The 17068-nt window shown below is 55.9% G+C and carries 11 protein-coding genes; 5 read left to right on the plus strand and 6 right to left on the minus strand.

The window, feature by feature from the left end; translation table 11 throughout:
• Positions 1–416 precede the first annotated feature (416 nt).
• Complete coding sequence (locus Pla52nx_RS27320; protein ID WP_231742863.1) at positions 417–1016, minus strand: ANTAR domain-containing response regulator; 600 nt, start codon at positions 1014–1016, stop codon at positions 417–419.
• Between the two features lie 266 nt (positions 1017–1282).
• On the opposite strand from Pla52nx_RS27320, the gene Pla52nx_RS27325 reads away from it, so the two are divergent.
• Both Pla52nx_RS27325 and Pla52nx_RS27330 read left to right on the plus strand, forming a co-directional pair.
• On the plus strand, positions 1283–1969 hold the full coding sequence (locus Pla52nx_RS27325; RefSeq protein WP_146523723.1) for a hypothetical protein: 687 nt from the start codon (positions 1283–1285) through the stop codon (positions 1967–1969).
• 9 nt (positions 1970–1978) lie between these two features.
• Positions 1979–3169 (plus strand): glycosyltransferase, encoded by a 1191-nt coding sequence (locus tag Pla52nx_RS27330; protein WP_146523722.1) that lies wholly within the window; start codon positions 1979–1981, stop codon positions 3167–3169.
• Positions 3170–3233: 64 nt separating this feature from the next.
• Here the strand turns inward: Pla52nx_RS27330 and Pla52nx_RS27335 are convergent, their stop codons facing one another.
• Positions 3234–3830, minus strand: a complete 597-nt coding sequence (locus Pla52nx_RS27335; RefSeq protein ID WP_146523721.1) for an FkbM family methyltransferase — start codon at positions 3828–3830, stop codon at positions 3234–3236.
• Positions 3831–3843: 13 nt separating this feature from the next.
• Positions 3844–5175, minus strand: coding sequence for a PQQ-binding-like beta-propeller repeat protein (locus Pla52nx_RS27340; RefSeq protein WP_146523720.1), 1332 nt, complete (start codon positions 5173–5175; stop codon positions 3844–3846).
• Between the two features lie 470 nt (positions 5176–5645).
• Between Pla52nx_RS27340 and Pla52nx_RS27345 the strand changes: the two genes are divergently transcribed.
• A complete protein-coding gene (locus tag Pla52nx_RS27345; RefSeq protein WP_197455184.1) occupies positions 5646–7223 on the plus strand; it encodes an ISKra4 family transposase in 1578 nt (525 codons plus the stop codon).
• Here Pla52nx_RS27345 and Pla52nx_RS27350 read toward each other — a convergent pair.
• The 3 genes from Pla52nx_RS27350 to Pla52nx_RS27360 form a co-directional block, all read right to left on the minus strand.
• Complete coding sequence (locus Pla52nx_RS27350) at positions 7207–9126, minus strand: PQQ-binding-like beta-propeller repeat protein (protein WP_146522134.1); 1920 nt, start codon at positions 9124–9126, stop codon at positions 7207–7209. The genes Pla52nx_RS27345 and Pla52nx_RS27350 overlap by 17 nt on opposite strands.
• A gap of 562 nt (positions 9127–9688) precedes the next feature.
• Positions 9689–10999 (minus strand): GspE/PulE family protein, encoded by a 1311-nt coding sequence (locus tag Pla52nx_RS27355; RefSeq protein WP_231742308.1) that lies wholly within the window; start codon positions 10997–10999, stop codon positions 9689–9691.
• 73 nt (positions 11000–11072) lie between these two features.
• Positions 11073–12140, minus strand: coding sequence for a type II secretion system F family protein (locus Pla52nx_RS27360; protein WP_231742309.1), 1068 nt, complete (start codon positions 12138–12140; stop codon positions 11073–11075).
• A gap of 309 nt (positions 12141–12449) precedes the next feature.
• Here Pla52nx_RS27360 and Pla52nx_RS27365 point away from each other — a divergent pair, with 309 nt between their 5' ends.
• Positions 12450–14432: a redoxin domain-containing protein gene (locus Pla52nx_RS27365; RefSeq protein WP_342190270.1), complete on the plus strand. Its 1983-nt coding sequence runs from the start codon at positions 12450–12452 to the stop codon at positions 14430–14432.
• Complete coding sequence (locus tag Pla52nx_RS27370; RefSeq protein WP_146522137.1) at positions 14429–16825, plus strand: efflux RND transporter permease subunit; 2397 nt, start codon at positions 14429–14431, stop codon at positions 16823–16825. Before Pla52nx_RS27365 ends, Pla52nx_RS27370 begins: the two co-directional genes overlap by 4 nt.
• Positions 16826–17068 lie beyond the last annotated feature (243 nt).

Genomic DNA, 17068 nt, shown 5'->3' on the forward strand with positions numbered 1-17068 from the left:
AGGGTAGCTTCGGGGCCACCAAACCTGTTGCCGGTGCGTTCCAATCAGAGTTCAATCAGAATTCGATCAAAAAACACAGCAACATTGATGAGCAAACAAGACTCACAAAACAACCTCACCGGCAATTGAATTCAGCGGGTCGTGACTGAAAGGTTCAATGAGGTTGGGGTGAGTATACGGAGCAAGATGGCTACGTCAAATTTATTTTTGGGAAAATCAGAACCCATTATTCTCGTCGAGCCGACCTCGCACGACATCGTCAATAACAGCAAGGATCGCAAGCAAAACTCGTGCCGAATGAACCGCGTGAATGAGCTGTCCGAACATGAATGAGCGGCCCGATCAGACCGCGATCAGACCACGATCCTTTGCGAATCGTGAACCACACTTCGATTCGCGAGGAACACGGACTCTGACTACGCGGTCCCACATGCACCACTTGCTAACAAAATCGTCCGTGCCACGTCGATCATCTTTTGATTGCCACTTCGTGCCGTCAACTTCAATCGCGTGAATGCTTCCTGTTCCGTCAATCCCCAATCACGCATCATCACTCCCTTTGCTCGCTCGATCATCTTTCGATCCTCCAATGCCTGACGCAGATTCTGAAACTCTCTCTGCAAAAGATACAACTCATCGAAACGGGCCCTCGCGATCGTGATCGCCGCGGCCAGGTTCCTCTTGTCAATGGGCTTCACAAGATAGGCGAGAATGTGTTCACGACTGGCACGCTGAAAGAACTCTTGATCATCAAACTTCGATACGATGATCAATGGTAGCGGGCGTTGTCGATAGATTTTTGCAACCACACTGAATCCGTCCATGTCTGACATCACCACGTCGGTGACGACAAAATCTGGTCTGTGCCGGGCACAGCTTTGCAGCAAACCAGCGCCAGAATCAGACGCGGAAACCACATGATGCCCTAAGCCGGTAAGACATTCCTTCAATCGCTCACGCATCTCTTGATCATCGTCCGCAATGCAAACCGATAAACTTTCGCCCTGAACAGCCATCTTCGCTACCCCATTTTTGCCCACGAAACGTTCACGCCAGAGAACGCATTCTAGGGGAATTCCACTAGGCGTAGGTACTGAGAAATCATTTTTCCCATCGCTTCCATGGATGGATTTCCTCGTTTGACAACAAAGCCAGCAATTGGATACTGATGCATCCATTGTCAACACAATGGGTTGGACTGGGAATCATGTGAAGTCGCAATGATCGTTCCGTGATCCTGCAATGAAGTCCCTCGTCATAGTCAATGGAGATGTCGGGGCAAATGAATCGGCAAGAATTCAACATAACCGGTCCGAGAAAGGTGTTTGCCGTCCTCGGACCCTATCGTGGCGGAACCTCACTCGTCACGGGGATTCTCGAAGCATTCGAAGTTTTCGTCGGTGACGATTTCTTCAATGCGGAAACAGGATACTGCACCTATGAAGACACGCGTCTTCGTCTCACGTGCTTGGCTTGCTTTGACGAACGCGAAGGTCACTGGTACTACCGCAAACCCCCTCCACAACGCGTCGCTTTGCTGCAAACCTGGCACCACTGGGCGGCGGCACGCGCTGAGACACTGGGACGACGGGCATTCGGCGGAAAACACCCGTTGTTATGCAAGTTGATTCAGGAAATCTCACTCGCTTGCAACACGACATCGGTAGAGAACATTGTCTTCGTTTCCGTGAATCGCCCGGTCGACGACGTGCATCGTTCTTGGATTCGCAGAACCCCACAGTCGCCTACCTCATGGTGGCCTCGTCGTGATCGTCGGCAGGTCATCGATGACTTGGTGCAGTCTCGCGACAACAGTTTGAGAGGCCGCCCTCACATCCAAATCGAATTCAATGACTTGATCGCCGATCCGGCATCAACACTCGAGAAATTCGCAGACCAATGCGGACTTCCCTCTCATCGCATTCCGGATGCGATCCAACGTATCCGAGAACGCAAATCGAAGTCCTAGAGTGGAACCATGACCAGAATCCTTTACGCGTGGGAATGGGGAGCCGGGGTCGGACACATTGCGAGGTTCGCGCCGATCGCGCAGCGTCTGAAACAGGACGGCAACCAGATCGCCGTCGCACTACGATCGCATTCGCATGTCGACTCCTTTTTCCCGTCCGATCAATACGAGATCTATCAAGCCCCGGTCACACCGGACAGGCCGCCTCGATCGATCCGCCATCCTCGAACGTTGGCGTCTCTGTCGTGGAACTTGGGTTACTGCAGCAAAGAGCGGGTCGGGTCTCTGGTCAAACGTTGGATTGAATTGGTGCACGGCATTTCACCCGACGTCATCATCTCCGATTTTGGCATCGGGGCGGCAATTGCTGGAGCAGCGATGCAGATTCCACAAATGCGTCTGGGAACAGGCTACGAGTGTCCGCCACCTCAATCACCGCTGGCGGAAATTCGCTTGGCAGGTTTTCCCAGCTCTGTCTGCGAGCGTGACGTCGAAGATCAAATTCTCAACTGGATCACCACCGCGTTGCGTGAAAGTGGCTTCCATGGACACAGCATTTCCTGCTTCGCGGACTTGATCGGCGACCAAGCACTGCTGTCCACTGTTGGAGAGTTGGATCACTACGAGCGGGCGACTCCTGAAAGCAGCTATCTTGGGATTTGGGACCATGGTGATGGCCCGCCCGCGCAATGGCCTTCCAACGAACTGCCCCGTGTCTTTGCCTATCTAAAACCGCACCCCAATGTCCCCCAATTGCTACGTGAAATCACTCGTCATGGCTATCAAGTCGCGGTCGCGTCCGATGTCTTGAAGATGCAGCGTTTGATTCCGTCTGATCTTTCGACGGTTCGCTTGCAAAGCCAACTGGTTTCTCTTGAGCAGATAGCTGACGACTGCCAATTCGCCATCACCAACGGTAACCACGGCACAACACTTCGCTTGCTCAGCTACGGGTTACCCATCCTGGCGTGCCCTCTGTTCATCGAGCAACAGGTGACCTCGCAACGCATTGCTCATTTGGGACTCGGACGCCAAGCAAGCCTGAATTCAGTGGGACAATTCAGTTCGGCCATCCAACAAATGAACAATCACCAAATCAAAGAGACCGTCAGATGTTTTTCGAATCGAAATTCGGACTCCCTGGATGCTCTCGCCTTGGACCGGGCTCTCACACAACTCCAAGGGTTCCTCAACACATGACTCGTCCGACAGATGTCAGCCAAATGACTCCCATCTAGCATTCGGCGTGAACGGCACCTTCCGTTCAACTCCAGGGCAAAAGCCGCACTCCCGATTGTCGTAGCTGCTGTTCCAATTGCCGACGGGAATTTTGTGTTTCACTCTTGAGTAAGCGGACATGCCACTCGATGAAAAGCAGTTTGATTCGATCGATCACGCCTTCCGCGATCAAGTGACGAAGCACAGGAAACTCCGCTCCCTCGATGTCCATTTTGACCACGATGTGATCCGCCGGTGAATAGGACCGAAGCATTTCCGCAAAGTCGACGCAAGGAACTGCAATGGGCGGCAACAACGCCGGATGGTGACTTTCCAGTGACGTGATTGCACTGCCCCAACCATCGATCTCGCTTCGCCCATCGGTGGGCGATCGGTTTCTCGCAAGACGATGGTTTTGTTGCGAAAACTGAATTCGTCCGTCCTCGATCCAAACGGCGGCGTTGTGTACTTGGATGTCCCGTTCCGTGCCCAGTTTCGAGCCACGCATTCGCTCCACGAGAAAGCACTCGGGATTCGGCTCGAATAGATGTATCTCCCAATCGCTATCGATCCCCAATCGGATCGCTAGCGGTTCAAGTGACTCGCCGTGATGCGCCCCAAGATCGAACAAGACTTTTCGCATTTCCAGAAACCCCTCACGGATTGGCAAATCGATACAAGGCTGCTTTCGTGCGGATCAGCAAGTCGCTGCCGACCGGAACAGGACTCGCCATGACCTGCTCCCCGAGATCAGCCGTTTTGATTTCCTGGTATTCGCCGCCGGCACGGAAGACCGTGATTTCGCCATCGTGATTGGCGATGAACAGCTTATCCCCAGAAAGCAACGGCGATGCCGAAAACGTTCCGCCAATCCGCTTTCGCCATCGTGATGCCCCGTCGGCCAACGACACCGCGGTAACGATCCCATCGTCACTGACCAAGTACACCAATTGACCGTCGCTGATCGGCGACGGTTTGGCGGGAACGCCTCGATTGATTCGCCAACGCACATGGGTTTGTGTGACGTCCCCGCGACCGGTCGGATCAACGGCGACCAGCTCGGGGGTGATGTAGCCGGTAGAAAATACAACCAATCCACCCGCGTAGATCGGCATCGGTGTGACACTGAAACCCGAACCGTGATCGGCACGCCAGTGCTCACGACCTGTCGCAGGATCGTACGCGACGATCCATTGTGCACCGGGAATGACGGCTTGCGTTTCACCATCAACCTCGATGATCAGCGGCGTGCAGTAAGCTTTCTGGAATTCGCCATTGGGCGTGCGCATCTTGGGCCGCGGTGTCTGCCAGAGGACTTCGCCCTCAGACAGCGAGACCCCCGCGACGAACTGCTTGTCGATACCGTCACACACCAACAGCACAATGTCGTCGACCACGATCGGGCTGCTGCCAGGTCCAACACTATCGTCGACCACCAGTCGTTGCGTCCAAATCGTTTCACCCGTTGTTGCATCCAAACACCAAGTGCCGTATCCACCGAAGTGGCAAATGAGTCGATCGCCTACCAAGGCAGGCGTCGGGGATGCGTAACTGTTCATCGGATGAATGGGGTTGGGATCTCCGATCTTGCCGAGAGATTTCTCAAACAGAATCTCGCCGCTGGTGGCATCGACGCACTGTGCCAGCAACTCGATGGAACCCGCCACATCCTTCATGTTTGCCATTTGCACTTTGGCCAGCTTCGCCTTGCGCTGCTCCTGCGTCGCTTCGGTGACGATCGCCGATGTCAACCAAACCCGCTGCCCGTCGGTCACCGGCGAAGACCACCCGACGCCACGCAGCGGTGTGCGGAAGGCCGGCGTTTCGAAATTCAGGCCCACCGAGTCGCTTGACGCGACGCCCATCCCTTGCGGCCCGCGAAACTGCCCCCACACGCCCGGCGTCGGTGACTCCGCTTGCGTTGCCGTCGCAACAATGCATAAAAGCGTGAAGATGCAGAGCAGGGCACTGGAAGATTTCAAAGTCATTGTCTTGCTGAGTAGCTGGAGAAAAACGTTCGGAACGAGAGAGTTGCCATTGTGAAAACAATTCAAAGAAAGAATACCAGGGCGGGCAAAAGATCTTTCAGGCAAAGCCCGCTTTTTTCTCCGGGTTCGACTCTTTTAATAGCACACCAAAACGATTGATTTTGCTACTCCGTGTTCAAGAACCAATCTCGTATTTCGCGTACAACACGGCGGAACCTGCTCCATAGAACGCAACATACGAGATGCCCCAACACACGGCTTCCGCCAATCGACTCCCCCACCCAGACCTGCGGGCAAAATATCGGCAGGCCAACAGCGTGGGCACGGCGGCGACGAATCCAAACAAGGAGTGTGACCGGCAACCCGCGAGGCTTCTGCGGAGCATTGCGGAATCTGGGTAAACAAAAAGCGGCCAACCTGCCATGATTTGGGTTCTAACTTCCAGGTATCAAAGGCAGGAGGCCGCTGAAATGAGCGTCGAACATTCAAGCGATATTGACAACCCCACTTCGTCTTCTTTTCCGCAGTCGCCCGAGCAAATCGCCGAGAAACTGCAGCAGTGCGGCGACACCATCCGAGAACACGTCGTCAATGCTTCTAAATGCGGCCAGTCTTTCGATGAAACAGAGCGTGCCGTGTGGAATCTTGTCTTGAAAACCGGCTTTCTGGCGATGGAGCTCTTCACCAAACTCCAAGGCAAGGGGGACCTTGGTGATCAAGCGGTCAGCGAATCAGGCAAAACACTGCGACGCAGCGAGAAACCGACCGACACGGTGGTTCGGTCGATTTTCGGTGAACACGCCTTTCAACAGTACACCTACAGCCCGGGAAAGAACAAGAGAATCGAACTGCATCCGATCAGCGCCCGCATGCAACTGCCGGAGCACCGCTGGTCGTACCTGCTCCAAGAGTTCTCCCAAATGTTCTGCGTCGAATCCGCATTCAACCAGGCCGCTGATAATCTCGAACTCGTTTTCGGAGCGAAATTCTCGATCGACACGCTCGAACAGACCAGCCAGAGAATGGGGGTCCAGGCCGATGCCTTTCTGGACGACTTGCCCACGCCCAAAAAGAAGGATGAAGCCGAGCTTCTCGTCGCTTCGGCCGACTGCAAGGGCGTTCCCTTGATCAAAGACGATGCCGCCAAAGTTGCTGCTTTTGAGACAGCAAAGAAACGGCCCGGAAACCGTCGCATGGCAACGGTCACGAGTGCTTACACCGTCGATCCCTATGTTCGCACAGCCGAGCAAATTGTCGCTGCCTTGTTCCGTGATGACAAAGAACCCGGCACGCAATCACGCAAGAGCAAAAAGAAACGACCGCGGCCAAAGCACAAGCACACATCGGCTCACTTTCCCGCGACCTTCGTGGACGACGATACGGAGGTTCCCATCAGCGGTATCCACGAGGGGATCGCATGGCTCGCAGATCAAGTCAGTGTCCGCCGAAAGAAACTCCAAGTGATCATTCTGTTAATGGACGGTCAGCAGAGCCTCTGGGAAGTCGCGCAGTTACACTTAGGCGACGATCCATTAGTGGTGCCAATCTTGGACATCATTCACGTAGCGACTTACGTGTGGGAGGCTTCGTCATTGTTCGAGAAATCCAGCGAAAAGCGAGCAGCGTTTACGCGGGAGCGATTGCTGAAAATCCTGCGTGGTGAGGTCAACGGGGTGATCCGAGGGCTACGTCGAATGGGTTCGCTTGGGAAACTCAAGGGCGATAAACTCAAAGACCTTCGACGCATCTGTGGTTACTTCGAGAAACACAAGGATCGGATGCGTTACGACGAATATCTTGCTGCAGGCTACCCGATTGCCTCGGGTGTGATCGAAGGCGCGTGCGGGCACTTGGTAAAGGACCGCATGGAACGAAGCGGGATGCGTTGGACGCTGGAAGCTGCACGGAGCATGCTCAACGTGCGGGCGGTATTTCAGAGTGACTACTGGGATAAATTCTGCAAACAGCGAGTCACGGAGTTGAGCGAGAGCACCCATCCAAACCGTAACATGGTCTGCCACTACACTCCGCTTACCATGGCATGTTAACCGGCGGGTTGCCGGTCACACTCCCAAACAAGAACACCCACTGCGTGACCAAGCTCAGCCGACGACAGACCAGAAAATACCCCCAACACGTCGCAAGAAAAATCAGCACTCCGTACAGATCCCCACGTGATCTCGACTTCGATTGCTCTGTTTTCGCCAAGCGTCGCGATGACTTGCTCAAGTAAATCGCGACCGTCAACGCGACAAACAAACACCCCGGCCAAGTGAACACAAAATCATTCGTCACCAAGCTGATCACGCCGCCCGAAACAAGACATGCGGCAAAAGCCCATCCGGCAAAGACTCCTCGATACCACTTCCCCGAGATCCTTCGGCGTTTCACAACGGCAACTCCTACCGTGGCCAACGCAGCCGCCAAGAAACAGCCGCTAATCGCGATGAACCAATTCACCAACCAACGGCTTGTCGGCGGGTCCATCGCGTACTCCGGTTCCACACCCAGAACCACACTCCAGTCCCAGTAGCGTCCGGAAAGCTCCGATAGAGGAATCGCATTCTCACGAACCGTCGGACTGATGAATGCCTCCTCGCCAAGATGCAGACAAACCAATCGTTCTTGATTGCGAACATACAGGCATCCCCGGTGTAACGCGGGAGCCGCCCAACCGATCTCGCCCCCCAATACCGACACGCGTCCCAACTCTTCGTAACGCGATGGGTTCGCCTTCGCGAGAATCAACTCTCCCAGATCGCTGAGCAAAATCAATTTGTCATCGGCAACCACAACGCTCGCGTGACCCACGGTTTGCGTCTTTGCGTTCTCGTCAAAATCCGTGCTGCGGCGAACTTTCAGCGAACCGTTTTCCCACTGGGTTTCACCTGTCATAAAATCAATGCAGCGAAACTGTCCGCGCGACGGACGGTGTGCTTTGGATTGTGCTTCCGCCAAATCAAACCCGTAGACATACCCATCCACCAGAACGCTGGATGCAACATCGTTGGACATGTTGTCTCCCTGCATCACACGCTGGATGCTCGCTGCCCTGTCGCCCTCGCTTGGCAGGACCTTGAACAATTGCCATCCGGCCTGAAAGGGCGCGGAGATCCACAGATGAGGTTCCCGGTACAACGGCCAAGAAGAGTGCTCGTCGTACCCTCGCGACAGACTGACCTTCCACAACTCATTACCAGTGAGCAGATCGAATCCACACAAGGCGTGTTGCATGTAGCCGACAACCTGTGTTTGCTGTCCGACACGAATGGGCAACGCGGATGCATAACTGGCCGGTTCGTCACCTGAATGCCACGCTACGCGACCTGTGGCCGCGTCCAAGGCAACCATGCTGGCGTTCTTTCCTCCCAGCGGCAACAAAACGTGTCCCTGTTCGATGACGGGACTGCACGCGTACCCGAATTCCGTTCCGCGAGAACCGAAACGTTCGGCCAAGTCAACGGACCATAAAAGCACACCATCCCAACTGAGACATCCGACAACCGCGTCGGGGCTGGTGAAGTAGACGCGATGATCGGCGACCGTCGGCGTACTGCGCGGCCCCGGGTACAAACCGGTTGCTTCGTAAGCCCAACCGTAGCGGTGCTCCCAAATCGTGTCCCCTGATGCGGCATCCATGCACAGAACGTACTGCCCGGCAAGCGTCTGATACTGTGTGAAAACACGATCATGCGCCGTCGTGACCGACGAATAGCTTTGCCCCAGCCGTCGAGTCCACAACACCGGTGGCCCTGATGGCGGCCAAGCGTCGGCAAGATGAATCTCATCGCTGTGGCCGTTGAGGTGTGGTCCTCGCATCGTCGGCCACCCCAACTCGGAGACTCCATCGGGCAGGAATGCATTACGGGTTGATTGTGCTGGTGCGCAATAAGCCATCGTCGCCAAGATCATGGGCACAAACAGCAATCGATGGATTTCGCGAAGAGGCATCCCGCCATCTTAAGCCCTGCGAAACCTCTCCGCTTGATCGAGCGTCATCCGACGCACCGAGGTCAAAACATTTCAACACCACCCCAGAGGCAAGAACCGAAGTCAGGCCTCGAACGCTATCGACCTGGAAGGTCGAGCGACAATCATTGTCGTTCGACGCCTGGAATGTGAAAAGAATTGTTGCTGCAAATGACCGTGAAGCGGTCTCAGACGGTGGCCGGCGATAGAGCGCAGCGATCATCGCCGGTCGATTCGGTCTCGCAAGAACCGACCCCGAAGGCGGTCGCAGCCCAGATTCCGAGTAGTCTGCGACACCCTGCGGGGTCGATTCAAAATGGTCGTCGCACACCACGGGTGCGCCTTCGGCGACCCGTGGCTACCTTCTGCGATCCCTTGCGGGATCCAATTTCGCTCACACGAATCAGCACCCTTACAGCCAGGTAATCAAAGACGTCAGCAATACATCTCACGTTCCCCGAGTCGATAGCGATTCAACACCACCCCAAAGCCAAGAACCGAAGTCAGGCTTCGAACGCTATCGACCTGGAGGGTCGAGCGACAATCAGATTCGCATCGTCATCCCGAGCACTCGGCGGACTTCTTGTGCCGTCGTCTTTCCCTCACGGACCAACTCGGTGGCTCGTTCCCATAGCGATTTCATGCCCGATTCGACCGCGATTCGATACGTCGCTCGACTGTCCTTGGTGTCCAAGATCGCGTCGGCCAAGGCGGAATCCTTGAGCGACAGGAACTCACTGATCACCTTTCGGCCTTGGTACCCTGAATCATTGCATCGCTCACAACCCCGCGCGATCGCCGTTCGCTCGATCGGTAATCCACAGAAGTCATTCTGGTCTGTGGATTGATCTGCACACTCGCAGACCAATCGCAACAACCGCTGACACAGAATTCCGATCACGCCACTGCGCAACAAATAGGGTTCGATGCCCATGTCCAACAGACGACTGACTGCAGTGACGGAGCTGTCGGCATGGAATGTGGTGACCATCAACTGGCCCGTCAACGAAGCCTGGATCGCAATCTCAGCGGTCTCGGGATCGCGTATTTCGCCGATCATGATGACCTCCGGATCCTGCCTCAGCAGTGATCTCAATCCCGTGTTCAGATCGAATCCGGCCGCCACATTGACTTGACTTTGTGATGCCCCAGGCACGGGCACTTCGATCGGATCCTCCAACGTCATCAGATTGCGAGCGCCGCCGGTGGTCGAAACGAGATGTCGCAAACAAGCGTACAACGTCGTCGACTTGCCACTGCCGGCCGGACCGCAGATCAGCATCGCACCGCTCGTTTCGGCCAAGCAATCGCGAATCATCTCGGTGACATCCGGCGAGTGTCCCAGCTCGTCGAGTTTCTTGAATCGGTTTCCGTGGCCAAAGAATCGCAGCACGGCACGCTCGCCATGCAATGTCGGATAAGTGCTCACGCGGACTTCTGTCGCATCACTCGGCGCCGCGATACGGCCTTCCTGTGGAATATCACTTCGATAAGTCAACAGGTTGGCGATCACCTTCAACCGCGAAACGATCGAAGAACTCGCACCGACGGGAAACTCTCCCAGCGGCTGCAACACGCCGTCGTTTCGAAACCGCACTTCAAATCCAGTCAGCGTCGGCTGGAGATGCAAATCGCTGGTCCGCACCCGCGCGGCGAACTGCAGGATTTGATCGACAAACTCGGTCGCGTAAGCATCCGTCTTGGGCTGCAAATGCAACAACCGATCGACGATCAACTTACGCTGCTCAGCCAAATCGATTGGTTCATCGACAGTTGCTGCATCCGCACGTGAATATCTACCGTTCACTTCTGTCGGACGATTCGTCCGGCTGACTTCATTCGTATTGGATGCCACGTTGCTCACTCAATGGTTGTATTGTTCAATGTCGGGGTACGGCAAAATGCCTGGGTAGCCCGCTGCTGCTGGATCAACGGTTTGCCCGATCCATCGCACCTTGCGCGGCACTACCGATGTTGTCCACATAAAGTGAAAACACCCTGAAGATGATCACCATCAGCGCGGCTGCGATGATCATCCAAATCAATGCGGACGCCACGTAAGTGATCGTTGCCATCGACGATCGAACTTGACTCTGCAAATGACGAAAGTGTTTGTCGAGAGTTTCCGCCAAACGACCCGATTCTTCACCAAGCTGCACCGCTTCGATCGTCTCTCGCTGAAACAATTGAGTGTTCTGCAAGACATCGTGAATTTCTTTCCCTTGCAGAATCGATTCTTTGGCCGGTTCGGCTCGGCTGGCAAACTGGGGCGTCCCGGCGGCTCGAAACGAAAGATCCACCGCTGTCCACGCGTCAATGCCCGACTCGATCGCCATAGAAAGCGTTTGCACAAATCGGGCTTCGGGAAAGACCGAGAATACATTGCCGATCCATGGCAGTCTCGCTGCCCAGTCAGCGGCGAACCCAAAGTGTCCGTTCTTGCCCAACATCACCAACGCAAACAACACCAAACACGCGATACCGACATAGACGATGTACGTGATCAACCCGGACACGCCGACGAGTCCAAATCCGAGCAGATCGCGACTGGCTTCCGAATTCTCAGGAACAATGACCGACGGCAAATAGATCAGGAGGCCGACGATCAGGACGGCCAGCACCAATTGAACGACCGGCCAAAGAATGGAACTGACAAAGAGCTTTCGGAAATCTGCCAGCTGTTGGTAGTAGTCTGCCAATCTCCCCAAGACACGATCCAGTTGACCAGTCCGTTCGCCACCCTCGATCATGTCCGCAAAGTTAGACGGAAAATAGTTGCCCTGCGCCTTCACCGCATCCGCGAGCGATCCGCCGCGACTGACGTGGTCCGCCACGGACTGCATATGTCGACTGTAACGGCTGCCCCGTTTCTCGGCCTCACGAGCAAACACGCGGTGGGGGTCCAGGCCGACGTCAAAAGCAACGCCGACACGTTCACAGAGTGTGCTGAGAGTTTGGTGTTTGATGCGATTTGCGAACACGGTGTCTTGGTTCAAATTTGGGGAGGGTGGTGGTGGATTTCGCCAGAAATAGGTTGGGGACGGGAATTCTGGCGAATCCCATTACGGTGGGCCGAGCCGATGCGGGCTGCGGAAGTTAGCAGGTGATGGTGAAGCCTGGACGAAGATCCGGGGAAGACAGCATGTTGACTTTGCTGCTCCAACGGCGTCGCTTGAACGAATCGGTGCAAAGACGGTATCATGCAAGCTTCGTTTTCTAAGCATTTCTCGATCGATTGCCCTGCTATGCATTTTCTGCCCGGCGTACGCTCGTGGGTTTGGCTGTCACTTTGTTGCTGCTTGATCGTGGCCACAGCCCCCCAACTGGACGCCGCCGACGCGACCTCCTCTGCACAGGCATCCTCTGCACAGGCCGTTGTGCCGTTTCAGCAAATGACCTTGCGTGGCACCGATGGAAAAGACATCACGTTGCCGCCCTCCAAGTTCACGGTTGTCTGCTTTCTCGGCACGCAATGTCCGCTCGCAAAACTCTACGGTGGTCGATTACAAGACTTGTCTGACCGCTACGCAGATCGCGGCGTGAACTTCGTCGGTGTCAACAGCAATGTCCAAGACTCACCCGCCGAGATCGACGCGTATGCTCGTGAGCATCGAGTTCACTTTCCGATGGTCAAGGACGCGGATCAATCCATCGCTGATGCTTTGAAGGCGACACGGACTCCGGAGGTCTTTGTGTTGGACGCTTTGGGGATCGTTCGCTACCAAGGACGCATCGATGACCAATACGAACCGGGCCGAGCACGAGCCGAACCGTCACGCAACGACTTGGATGATGCCATCGCCGCATTGCTGGCCGGTGAACCCGTAAAAAACCCAGAGACCGCCGGCGTCGGTTGCTTGATCACACGCGTCAAACGGCCGGAGGACAACGAGCCCTCCAAAGTCACCGTGACGTTCAACCGCGACATCGCCCCGATCCTGAATACACACTGCGTCGAATGCCACCGCCCGGGCGAAATCGGACCGATGGAGTTGACCGACTACGACGAAGTCATCGGGTGGGGACAGATGATCTTGGAAGTCATCGACGAAAAGCGAATGCCACCTTGGCACGCCGATCCGGCGGTCGGCCACTACGAAGGCGAACGGATCATGCCTCGCGCTGACCGTGACACGATCGCCAAATGGATCGATGAAGGCATGGCGGAAGGTGACGCAGCGGACCTGCCGCCACAACAGCACTTCGCCAGCGGTTGGCATTTGGAGACCAAGCCCGACGCGGAGCTTCCGATGCGTGATCGTCCTTTCCTCGTTCCGTCCGAAGGCATCATCGAATACCAGTATTTCGTCGTCGACCCGGGCTGGAAAACCGATCAGTGGATTCAAGCCGCTCAAGTGATCCCGGGTGACGCGAGTGTCGTCCACCACTGCATCGTATTCGTCCGCCCGCCCGACGGTTCCCTTTTCAATGGCATCGGCTGGCTTGGAGCATACGTTCCCGGCCAACGAACATTTGCACTGCCACCGGGGCACGCGCGTCGCATCCCGGCGGGCTCCAAGCTGGTTTTCCAAATGCACTACACGCCCAACGGGCGAGAGACCAACGACCAGTCCCGTGTCGGCGTCTGGAGGATCCCCGAGTCCGAAGTGACTCACGAAGTCACCACGCAGATTGCGATCAATCATGAATTCGAGATCCCGCCAGAGAACGGTGATTTCGAGGTCAAGATGACGAAAGATTCGTTCTACGCCGGTGGCCGAATGCTGGGGATCACGCCCCACATGCACTTGCGTGGCAAATCGTTTCGACTCGATGCGACCTGGAAAGACGGCAAGACGGAAACGATGCTCAGCGTACCGCACTACGATTTCAACTGGCAACACTGGTACGCGTTTCGAAAACCGGTCGACTTGGACGCGATCCAGTCCTTGGAAATGACGGTCACGTTCGACAACTCACGCGGCAACCCGGTCAACCCGTCGCCTGAGGAATACGTCTCCTGGGGCGACCAGACACACGAGGAAATGGCGATCGCTTTCTTTGACGTGGCCACCCCAGTCGGCGCTATCGAGAATAATTTTCTCAAAGGCGTTGACTTGAGTGATGCCGACGAACAACGCATCAAGGATCTGACCCAACAGTTCGCGGATCAGTTTCGCAAACAGATGGACCGCGACGGAGACGGAACGATCGCCAAAGAAGAGACCCCGCAAGGTTTCCAACGATACATGTTTCGCCACATGGATGAAAATGGCGATCAAGTGCTCGATGCAGCTGAGATCGAGAGTGTCGCACACGACCGCGCCGTCAACACGGTGCTGAAATGAGTGACGGCCAACCGCCCGAGACTCAGCTTGCCGATGACGACTCGCCCCGACCTCGCTTGACCACGCGTTGGTTCTATTGGTGGGCTGATCACACGTGGGTGCAACTCTCGGTCTTCGTCGTGCTCTCCACGTTGGCACTCATCGGGTACTTTCGTCCCTCACTGATTCGCGACCTGTTCTTGGCACCGGATCAGCAGCAGGAGCATCGCTATTACATCGACGCCGGAGGTCGCTCCCGGCTCAATGTCACCCTGGCGTCCAACGCCACCCAATCAATACCGGCGAGACCGAGACCATACGTCGAACCCTTTCGGGTCAGCGGTGGTGACTGCGTGCTGGTCGCGACGATTCCCGATGACAATGAGCTAGGATTCTTTAACAAGGAAAACTTGCAAGCGATCTATTCCGTCGCCGATCGCTTGCAAGAACTGCCGCAGGTCCATCGGGTGATGTGGCTGGACAACATTCCGGGTTTCAACCTGTTCGGCCTGACGGGAACACTGGTTCCCAGCCCCAATGCGTCGCCTCGACAGTTGGCAGAAGCCCGAAAACAGGTCCTGGACAATCCACTCGCCGTCGGGCAGTTGATTTCCGCCGATGGTAAAACGCTGTTGATGCACGTTACCATCGACTGGTTCTTCGTCGACAGCGATGACGCCGTGACGGTCGCGTTGCGGCAGTGTGCCGAGCAGGCGACCGCAGAGGTTCCGGGTGCCAACATTCGTTATCAAGTGACCGGACAGGTTCCACTGCATCTGATGGTGGCGAGCAATCACGTGACCGATTCGGTGAAGTACCAGTTGATCGGCTACTCGATCATGATGGTTTCCGCGATCGTGTTGTTTCGAGGATTCGCGGCCGTGATCATCGTCGCCCTCGCGCCGGCCGTCGGCGTGTTTTGGACGATGGGGATGCTGCATTTTTTTGACTTGCAAGACAACCCCTTCAACGACATCATCGTGCCGGTGCTGATCAGCCTGGTCGGATTGACCGACTCGGTTCACTTGATGGTCGAGATTCGTCACCAGCGTTCGACCGGCTTGCCGACCAGACAAGCCGCTCGGGTCGGGATCGCCAGAGTCGGCATGGCGTGTTTCTTGACCAGCGCCACCACGGCGATCGGTTTCATCTCTCTGTGGTGGGCGCACCACGTCATCGTCCGCGATTTCGGCATGTGCTGCGTCGTCGGAGTCGTGATGACGTTCGTCAGCGTCTTGACCGTGACTCCCTTGGGATGCCGTTCACCCTTGGGGCGTCGACTGCATATCGGGATGGGCAAGAGCTTGATCGACGGACAACTTCGCCGCATCGGGCCGCTGGTCCAATGGATCTTGCGACACGACCGCAAGGTTTCGCTTGCTGCGATCCTGTCGACGATCGTGTTGGTCGTGATCGCGTTGCAACTGACACCCGACGAGAAACGTTACAGCGGTTTGAGCGAATCGGGTGAAGCGGCAATAGCGTTGCGACATCTGGACCGTTCTCTCGGCGGACTGGACTTCGGAACGGTCAACGTCTCGTGGAACAAGCGATCCACGGAGGCCGATGTCTTGCAGGTGCTTGATCGTGTCGGCAAAATCCTGAAGGACGAGCCGCTGATCGGTAATCCGTTGGGCATGCGTCAGATCCTCGATGCGCTGCCCGGCAGCGGCGATGCGGCCGAACGAATGTCGCTGTTGGATTTGCTGCCGCCGTCGCTGAAGCGTGCATTTTATGACCCCGAGGGCCGCCACGCTGTCGTCCAGTTTCGCATCCAAGACCTCGGTATTGCGGCCTACAGCGATACCTTCAGCCGTATTGAAAAGGAGCTTGAGCGGGTCACGAACGATTACCCAGGGTTCGGCATCGCTTTGGATGGCAACGCGGTTTGGCGTTGGCGCAACGTGTTTCAAATCGTGACGGATTTGGCGACCAGCCTGGGCACGGCCAGCATCGTGATTTGGCTGGTACTGACACTGGTGTATCGATCATTGAGAATCGGGTTGATCTCGATCATCCCCAACGTGTTTCCGTTGGCGGCAACGGGCGCGATGTTGGTGTTGACCGGTCAGCACTTGGAGATGGTAACGGTGTGCGTGTTCACCATCTGCATCGGAATCGCGGTGGACGACACGATCCATTTCTTGACCCGATATCAGGAGGAGATGCGTAAAGGCGGAGACCATCAAGAGGTGATCCGCCGCGCGTTCACGGGAGTGGGATCTGCGTTGTTGATGACGACGATCGTATTGGTCGCCGGAATGGGTTCCGCGATCGTGGGCGATTCCCGCGACGCCCGCCTGTTCGGCATTATGGGCTGCCTGACACTGACCACAGCACTATTCGCCGACGTGATCCTGCTGCCAGCGATGTTGAGCCGGTTTGCAAAGAAGAACACGGCGGAGAGTACCTAGCCTCTGTTTGCGTATTCGACTCGGTGAGTCGAACGACTGTCGCTCGACTCTCCGAGTCGTTAGCTTGCCCCGGCGTGCGTCCGCCCACCGCCTAACGATGTAGCGTCACAGACACGATAGACATCGTAAGCTTCGGATTGCAGGTACAACCCTTCTCATGGTTTTGATCGAAATCGATCATGCGTTGAACGATTGTTTTCGTCAAACGAACAACCGATTCACATCCGTGTTCATGCCCCCTCA

The organism is Stieleria varia (genome assembly GCF_038443385.1).
In the GTDB taxonomy this organism is placed as follows: domain Bacteria; phylum Planctomycetota; class Planctomycetia; order Pirellulales; family Pirellulaceae; genus Stieleria; species Stieleria varia.

Coding starts and splice junctions, on each gene's coding strand:
- Pla52nx_RS27320 (WP_231742863.1), bottom strand. CDS start 1,016: ATGGCTGTTCAGGGCGAAAGTTTATCGGTTTGCATTGCGGACGATGAT.
- Pla52nx_RS27325 (WP_146523723.1), top strand. CDS start 1,283: ATGAATCGGCAAGAATTCAACATAACCGGTCCGAGAAAGGTGTTTGCC.
- Pla52nx_RS27330 (WP_146523722.1), top strand. CDS start 1,979: ATGACCAGAATCCTTTACGCGTGGGAATGGGGAGCCGGGGTCGGACAC.
- Pla52nx_RS27335 (WP_146523721.1), bottom strand. CDS start 3,830: ATGCGAAAAGTCTTGTTCGATCTTGGGGCGCATCACGGCGAGTCACTT.
- Pla52nx_RS27340 (WP_146523720.1), bottom strand. CDS start 5,175: ATGACTTTGAAATCTTCCAGTGCCCTGCTCTGCATCTTCACGCTTTTA.
- Pla52nx_RS27345 (WP_197455184.1), top strand. CDS start 5,646: ATGAGCGTCGAACATTCAAGCGATATTGACAACCCCACTTCGTCTTCT.
- Pla52nx_RS27350 (WP_146522134.1), bottom strand. CDS start 9,126: ATGCCTCTTCGCGAAATCCATCGATTGCTGTTTGTGCCCATGATCTTG.
- Pla52nx_RS27370 (WP_146522137.1), top strand. CDS start 14,429: ATGAGTGACGGCCAACCGCCCGAGACTCAGCTTGCCGATGACGACTCG.